Consider the following 4,965-nt stretch of genomic DNA (forward strand, 5'->3'; position numbering starts at 1 on the left):
CCTGCGTCGCCGTGCTCTCGACGTCATGCGCAGGGACACGTCGAAGGGCTCGCTCTCCATCAAGCTCAAGAGGGCAGGCTGGGATGACGACTTTCTCCGAAACGTTCTCAATGGCTTACTCGCGTGAGCCATATGCGATTGCCCTGACTGTGACTACGCAGGTTCAATTAGCTGAGAATTAGAGCGGGTGTCGGCCTGATGCCGAACACGCTCGACGGCTGTCAATCGCGCGCGAAATCAGCGGCCGGCAATGAAGCCGGCCGCTGCAATTTTCATTTCTGCGGAACCAGATGGGAGACAACCGCCTTACCGCCCTTGTCCGCATAGGTTAGCTGGACCTTTTCGCCGACACGGAGTTTGGTGTCTTCGATCCCTTCGGGCAGGGCGTAAGTCTTGCCGTCCGACAGCGTGATCGTATCGGCATTCTTGCTGATTGCGGTGATCGTGCCGGATGTTTGGGCAGCGAATGCGGCGCTGATCGGCGCCAGCACCAGCATCGCGGCCATGATCATTTGCGGTTTCATTTGCTTTATCCTTTCAAGGTCTCGGCCGCCGATCTCTATCCTTTCCCGCAATGGCGGCCTGGGTTGCGAGAAAACAGGTTCTCACTCGCCTCTGAGCTTCTCCGTGACGTGTTTCCGGCTGCGCATTGCTTCACCTGTCGCGGCTACCAGAGCGGCGCCCGCTGCCGTGACGATGAGAGCAACGAGGTAGAGCCACGGCACCGAAAGCACCGCAGGTGGCGGGTCGAACACTCCGGTCAGCAGCTTGACGAGCACATAGGCAATCAGCGTGCCTGCCCCGAGACCCAGGACCATGCCGCTGCCGGTAACCAATGCCGCTTCGCTCCAGACGAAGGCGCCGAGCTGTCGTGGTCGGGCTCCCAGAGCCACGAGAACCGCGAAGGAGCGCTCGCGGTCGGCAAAGCCAAGGCCAAGGACCAGTCCGCCCGACGCAGCAAGCATGACAAGCGCGAAGATGAGTTCCAGCCGCGTTAGACCGGCGAGATCAACTGCGGTGAGGCTCGACCCTATCAGGGCTACGGTATCGCCGATCTGGCTGACCTTGACTCCGGGGAGGCCCGCAGTCGCATTTCGGGCGGACAAAGCGACGCGGGCGGGATCACCGTTCGATCGAATGAGAACAATCTCGTTTGCCGCGGAACCGGTTTGCCGGGCGATGTAAGCCGCGTTGGCGACCAAGAACGAATCCTTGGGGGCGGTCGGGAATTCGCGCACCACACCTACGATGTGAAAGGGCACGACATGATATTGGTGATCGGCCGCGTTTTGCAGGCGAAGGTTGATGCTGTCGCCGCGGCGGAGCTGATAGTCGTTCACGGTTTCCTGAGAGACCAGTACACCATCGGGCGTTTGCGCGAGGTCGACGAGTGTCGCCCTCGCATCGCCATTGGCAAAATAAGCGTCGGACATGGCCGTGGCTGTCCCGATGCGTGTCGGATCGATGCCGTAGAGATCCTGAAGGTCTGTTCCGACATACGCGTATCGGTGTTGCATCGGCTGGGCCGCCGCGACGCCCGGTAGCCTGGAAAGTGTGTCGAGCGCCTGAGACGCAGGTGCGGCGGATGTGCCCGTGACGGTGACGTCGGCGCCGTTGGTGAGTTCAGCGTCGACCCGCGCCTGGGCCTCATAGGTTGCGTTGAAAATCGCGGTAGACGATGCAAAGGCGAAAGCAAGCGCAGCCAGGCCGATGCCAGCAGTCAGTCGGCGGCCTTGGCGCTCAAATGTTGCCGCCACAACATCCGCCAGACGCCCGGCGACAGGTCGCAAGCCCTTGGCAATCAGCGGTCGGCCTTGCCGCAGCCCGGCCCCGACGAGCCGCATGGCCAACAGTGCCAGACCGGTCCATAGCATCATAGGCGCAAGGAAGGCGGTGTAGTCGACCGCCGCGGCCGTCACACCCTCCGGCGCGAGAACGACCTGATATCCGCTCGCTGCCGAACGCCAGTAGAACGCCGCAGCGAGCGCAAGCAGCACAAGGTCCAGATAACCGCGAGCCCACAAGGGTGTCCGATGCTCGCCGATCGGTCGCCGGCCCGCCGCAATGGTAGAGCTGCGAGCGTCACGCCAGGCGGGAAGCAGGATCGCTGCGAGCGACAGCGCGAGCCCAGCCACAGTACTGAGCAAAGGAACCGCCGTGCTGCGCAAGAGTGCCGCCCCGAGGACGAAATGTACCGCGAGAGCACCGAGGAGAATACCAAGGATCGCACCGCCGACCCCCGCGACGATCGCTTCAGCCGCGGCCAGACGAAGGACGGCATCGACTGTTGTTCCCCGCAAACGCAGCAACGCCTGCTCGCGACGGCGTTTGTCCCGCCCAGCTCCTGCAACGGCAAGCGTCAGCAGAATGGCCAGGATCGTTCCTGGGGCGCCGAGGAACAGAAAAACCAGTCGGGCGTAGAGGGCATCCTCGCGCGCCGCTCCCAGTCGAGCCGCCAGATTGTTGGCGAGCAGCGCGGTTCCAGCGACGCGGGCCTCGAAATTGTGACCTTGCTCGGTCGCCCGGATGCTCGCAGCGACCGGATCGGTGGGTAGACCGCGGTGATCGAGCTTGACGTGGAACTCAGTCTTGACGGTATCGGGCCGGCTTGCGCCCTGCTGTGCGAATACTTGCTGCCACTGGGACATCGGAAACAGCAGGACGTTGTCAGGCGGGGCTTGTGGTGCAACGCCTGGGGCGACGCCGATCGCCTGAAACATCGCATCGGCGTTGGGCAAATCGATGATGCCGGCGATCGTCACTTTGAAGTCTGGCGCCTGGTAGCTGTAGCGGCTTGCCAACATAAGCGCCTCTGCTCGCAAACATCGGCATTTTCTGCTCGAATTATCTGACAATGGAGCGGGCGTCGTGCTCACGCTCTTTGCCAATGTGCTCGCAAACATCCGGGTCTGCTTGCAAACATCCCCCACGTGCTCAGATTAATTGCCAGCGACGGCATGGTCAAACCGGGACGCCTGCCTGTCGTAGTTGCTCGGTCAGCTGACGGGAATATTCGGGATCAAGGGTGCCCGCCAGGAAGGCGCGGATATCCGACGGCCGAGCATTGAGGTGCGTGACCAGAGCCATCGCATCGTAACCATTTCGGGTCAACGTCGGTTCGAGATCGTCGATGGCGCGGGACAGGACCTGCTCGACGATTTCGGCGGTAACCGGCTTGGCGCCGAGGCGAAAGCCCTGCTCGAATGCGAGGGTGAGATGCATCTCGATCTGAAGCGGCGTGCGCAAACGTTCGGCGATGAGGTCGATGGCTTCTTCCTCGAGGAGTTCGCCAACCTTTACGCCTTCGGCCGCACAGGCGCCAAGCAGCCAGGCAACATAGTCGCGGCGCGCGGAGCCGATCCCCTCGTAGTCAAAAATGGTCGTGCGGTAGCCAATCTCCTCCATTTGCGGCCGGCGCAGATCATTGCGCAACCGGGGATGCCCGACAAGAAGTACGGAAAGGAGCACGCCGGCGTCGGCGACCACCTCCATCAGTCGCTTCAGGCCGGTTAAGGTCTTGTGGTGCAGGTCATGGGCCTCGTCGACCACGAGGACGATCGGCCGTTTGCCTTTTTTCATGATGTCGCGCAGGTCGCGCTCCCGGCGCTCGGCCTGCTTGGGGATCTTGACCTGCGCACGATCGCCGGGAGACAAGTCGTAGAACAGGGCTTCAATGAGCGATGGCAGCGAAGTGCGCCGCTTGTCGACCGCCAGCGATTTGGCGAGTGCGACCTTGCCGGCTTTGGTGAGTTCGGCCTCGATGCGGCGCAAAAGGTGGGTTTTCCCCGAACCGACCAGGCCGGAGACCACGACAAGCCGACCGGTCTGGACGGCCGCACACACCTCGCGGATGATCGTGCACTTCCTTGATCGTGCGAAACGGCCGCTCGACCTTGCCTTTCGCTCGCGCCGGCGTGCGCCGCTCGCTGTCCGACGGGGGCATATGCGTGAGAACCCGGACACCAAGGCTACCCATGACGGACTGGAAAACGCGCGAGCGGCTCACCGGCCCGTTATCCATATGGATGGTCGTTGGAATCCCCTGAAGCGGCAGTTCCGGTTCAGGCTTGGCGGCGAAGGCATTGTAGAGAAAGCGCAAGGCGGACTCCGCGTCCTCGCCGTAGACGGAGCGGTATTCCTGATAGCTCGCGCCGGAGCGATCATCGACCACGGAGAACAGCATCAGCGTCGGCCGGCCGCGCCCTTCCTCGACCCAAAGCGGCGCTTCCACCTGCTTCAGGTCGGACGGGCTCATGTCGAAGTGCCAGAGTTCGTTGGAACGCCGCGCCTGGAATCGGACGGCAGCCACCGGGCGGGTGACGCGCGCATAATCCAGGCCGGAAACACGCAGCAGCCGATCGACCGTTGCGCGTTTCAAGATGCCGGGCGGTGCACGGACCAGGCCATCGGGCGTCACCACGCCGTCTTCCTCAAGCAGCTTGATGGCGCGCGCCGTGGAGATATGCCGCCCCTTCCGGTTCGCCGTTCTGATCTTCAGGGCCGCGATGATTTCGGCATAGGTTTCCATCTCCGGCTGCGGGGCGATCCGGGAGGTTCCGTGATCGGCGCGCCGTACGGATTTCGGGCGGTTCAACTCCCGCAGCGCCCGATACAGGGTCCAGATCGAGATGCCGTAGGCATCGGCGGCACGAGCAACAATCTCGGTACGGCCTGGATCACGGGGAGAAAGCAGCGACAATCGGCGTCGAAGATCGACAAGAGCCTCTCCGGGCGGCCGCTTTCTCCGCTCAGCCATGGACGTCCTCGGATTCCACTGTTTTGGGAGAGCCACCCTTCTTGCCGATATGACGATAGAGGGTTGCAACAGATGGGGTATTCGGCTTGAGCCCATCCCCGGAGGTTGGATGCAGGGGTGCTGCGCTTCGAGCTGATGATAAAACGTGGTCTGTTTGGAACAGCCACAAGCATCAGGAAAGGAAGCGCAGCATGAAACATTATGCCGGA

Annotated in this window: 3 protein-coding genes and 1 pseudogene; all 4 read right to left on the reverse strand. The window is 62.5% G+C overall.

Annotated features, from left to right (window positions below):
- Window positions 1-272 precede the first annotated feature (272 nt).
- The gene (locus FJQ48_RS12805) at window positions 273-524 is read right to left on the reverse strand and encodes a DUF1344 domain-containing protein (RefSeq protein ID WP_094574532.1); all 252 of its coding nucleotides are present in this window, start codon (window positions 522-524) and stop codon (window positions 273-275) included.
- A gap of 81 nt (window positions 525-605) precedes the next feature.
- Window positions 606-2,648: an FtsX-like permease family protein gene (locus FJQ48_RS12810; protein WP_247870381.1), complete on the reverse strand. Its 2,043-nt coding sequence runs from the start codon at window positions 2,646-2,648 to the stop codon at window positions 606-608.
- A gap of 313 nt (window positions 2,649-2,961) precedes the next feature.
- A complete protein-coding gene (locus FJQ48_RS12815) occupies window positions 2,962-3,963 on the reverse strand; it encodes an AAA family ATPase (protein ID WP_348770739.1) in 1,002 nt (333 codons plus the stop codon).
- Window positions 3,854-4,756, reverse strand: a pseudogene (locus tag FJQ48_RS12820) (IS481 family transposase); the annotation flags it as partial. The pseudogene FJQ48_RS12820 and the gene FJQ48_RS12815, both read right to left, overlap by 110 nt.
- Between the last annotated feature and the right edge of the window lie 209 nt (window positions 4,757-4,965).

Origin of the sequence: Ochrobactrum sp. CGA5 (assembly GCF_006345815.1) — a bacterium.
In the GTDB taxonomy this organism is placed as follows: domain Bacteria; phylum Pseudomonadota; class Alphaproteobacteria; order Rhizobiales; family Rhizobiaceae; genus Brucella.

Excerpts from the sequence above, each read along its gene's own strand:
- FJQ48_RS12810 (WP_247870381.1), bottom strand. The coding sequence starts at position 2,648 with ATGTCCCAGTGGCAGCAAGTATTCGCACAGCAGGGCGCAAGCCGGCCC.
- FJQ48_RS12805 (WP_094574532.1), bottom strand. The coding sequence starts at position 524 with ATGAAACCGCAAATGATCATGGCCGCGATGCTGGTGCTGGCGCCGATC.